This is a genomic window from Thauera phenylacetica B4P (assembly GCF_000310225.1).
Taxonomy (GTDB): Bacteria; Pseudomonadota; Gammaproteobacteria; order Burkholderiales; family Rhodocyclaceae; genus Thauera; species Thauera phenylacetica.
Genome location: NZ_AMXF01000388.1, coordinates 1 through 2279, shown reverse-complemented (window position 1 = coordinate 2279; position 2279 = coordinate 1). Strand labels below are relative to the sequence as shown.

Annotated in this window: 4 protein-coding genes; all 4 read left to right on the top strand. The window is 69.5% G+C overall.

The window, feature by feature from the left end:
- A partial coding sequence (locus C667_RS22315; RefSeq protein WP_004386187.1) for a translocation/assembly module TamB domain-containing protein occupies window positions 1–400 on the top strand: 400 nt, incomplete at its 5' end.
- A gap of 78 nt (window positions 401–478) precedes the next feature.
- The gene (gene msrA / locus C667_RS22310) at window positions 479–1048 is read left to right on the top strand and encodes a peptide-methionine (S)-S-oxide reductase MsrA (protein WP_004386185.1); all 570 of its coding nucleotides are present in this window, start codon (window positions 479–481) and stop codon (window positions 1046–1048) included.
- Between the two features lie 33 nt (window positions 1049–1081).
- The gene (locus tag C667_RS22305) at window positions 1082–1426 is read left to right on the top strand and encodes an FKBP-type peptidyl-prolyl cis-trans isomerase (protein ID WP_004307885.1); all 345 of its coding nucleotides are present in this window, start codon (window positions 1082–1084) and stop codon (window positions 1424–1426) included.
- Window positions 1427–1569: 143 nt separating this feature from the next.
- Entirely contained in the window at window positions 1570–2028 is a 459-nt protein-coding gene (locus C667_RS22300; protein WP_004386182.1) for an Lrp/AsnC family transcriptional regulator, read from the top strand.
- Window positions 2029–2279: the final 251 nt, after the last annotated feature.

Genomic DNA, 2279 nt, shown 5'->3' with positions numbered 1-2279 from the left:
GCCCGACGCCGGCTCCGGCGCCGACCTCGGCCTGCTGCTCCCGGCCGCGGCGGCGCTGCTCGGCGGCCCCGGCGGCGGCATGACCGAGGAGCTCTCGCGCAGCCTCGGCTTCGACTCCTTCTCGATCGGCCAGGGCGAGCTCAACAGCACGACGCGCGCGCGCAGCAGCCGGGTGCTCGGCAGCGGGCAGACGGTCTCCGGCGGTCCCTCGGTTTCCGGCCAGGTGCTGAGCCTGGGCAAGCGCCTGGGGCCGGACCTCTTCCTCAACTTCGAGCAGAGCCTGGGCGGGGCCGCCACCCTGGTCAAGCTCACCTACCAGATCTCGCGCCGGCTTTCCGTGATCGCCCGCGGCGGCACCGACACCGCGCTCGACGTCCAGTACGGCTTCTCCTTCCGTTGAGCCACGCGGCGGACGGGGAATGATTCCCCGTCCGCGCGGTCTCTCCGATGCCATGACCAACCCCGATGGAGCGAGCAGATGACAGAGAACAAGAACGAGCCGGTGCGCGAGACCGCCATTTTGGGCGGCGGCTGCTTTTGGTGCCTTGAGGCGGTGTTCGACCTGGTGGCCGGTGTGGACGAGGTCGTGCCGGGCTATTGCGGCGGCCACGTCGATCTGCCCGGCTACCGCGACGTGTGTTCCGGCGGCACCGGCCATGCCGAGGTGGTGAAGATCGTCTTCGATCCGGAGAAGGTGAGCTACCGTGAGCTGCTCGACGTCTTCTTCACCATCCACGATCCGACCACGGTCGACCGCCAGGGCAACGACGTCGGCCCGCAATACCGCTCGGTGATCTTCGCCACCACCGAGGCGCAGCTGCACACCGCGCTCGCCACCATCGAGGAGCTCGGCGAGCGCCGTGTCTTCCCGAAGGCGATCGTCACGCGCGTCGAGCGTGCGCCGCGCTTCTGGCCGGCCGAGCCGGAGCACCACGACTACTATGTGAACAACAGCGACCAGCCGTACTGCCAGTACGTGGTGGCGCCCAAGATCACGAAATTCCGCAGCCATTTCGACCTGCGCCGCTGGCCCGAAGGCAGCAGGTAGAATGCGCGTTTTCACTCACGGCAGGAGAACGGCATGACCCAGACCACCACCGCCAGCGGACTCGTCATCGATGAACTCGAGCTCGGCAGCGGCGACACCGCCGAGAAGGGCCGCATGGTGTCGGTGCATTACACCGGCTGGCTCACCGACGGACGCAAGTTCGACTCGAGCAAGGATCGCAACGATCCCTTCGTCTTCCCGCTCGGCGCCGGCCACGTGATCCGCGGCTGGGACGAGGGCGTGCAGGGCATGCAGGTCGGCGGCAAGCGCAAGCTCACCATCCCGCCCGAGCTCGGCTACGGCGCGCGCGGCGCCGGCGGCGTGATCCCGCCCAACGCCACCCTGGTGTTCGAGGTCGAGCTGCTGAAGGTGCTGTAAATCCTCTTGTGGGAGCGGCTTGCCGGCGAACAACGGCGCTGCCCGAGCGCCGCCTGCGCGAGCAAGTCCGCTCCCCCGGGAATCCGCCATTGGCGTCCCCACGCCCGCACCGACCCGACGACCGCCGTACAAGGCCGCCCGACATGAAACTCGACCCGGCGCAGCGTCACATCCTGACCCTGCTGCAGAAGGACTCCACCCTCAGCACCCAGGCGCTCGCCGACAAGGTCGGGATGTCGCCCACGCCTTGTTGGCGGCGCGTGCGCGAGATGGAGGAGGCGGGCGTGATCCGCGGCTACGTCGCGCTGGTCGACCGCCACAAGGTGGGCTTGGGCACCTGCGTGTGGGTGCGCGTCAAGCTCAAGCAGCACAGCGCCGACGTGCTCGACCGCTTCGAGCGCGTGGTCAAGGCCTGCGAACAGGTGGTGGAGTGCTACGAGCTGCTCGGCGAGACCGACTGCCTGCTCAAGCTCTACCTCCCGAACCTCGAGGCCTTGTCGGTGTTCATGCACGAATTCCTGCTCAAGATCCCGGAGATCGACGTCACCCATACCGCGGTGGCGCTGCGCGAGATCAAGAACGAGACCGCACTCCCCCTGTAGGCGCGCCGGCAGGCGCGAACATGGCGGCACGATCCCCGCCCACGCGCCTCGCCCCGGCTCCGCCCGTTCGCGGCTGCCGCCGCTCCTACATGCGCCCGGGGCCGCGGTGGTTCCTGCAGGAGCGCCGGCAGGCGCGAACATGGCGGCACGATCCCCGCCCACGCGCCTCGCCCCGGCACCGCCCGTTCGCGGCTGCCGCCGCTCCTACATCGGCCCGGGGCCGCGGCGGTTCCTGCAGGAGCGCCGGCAGG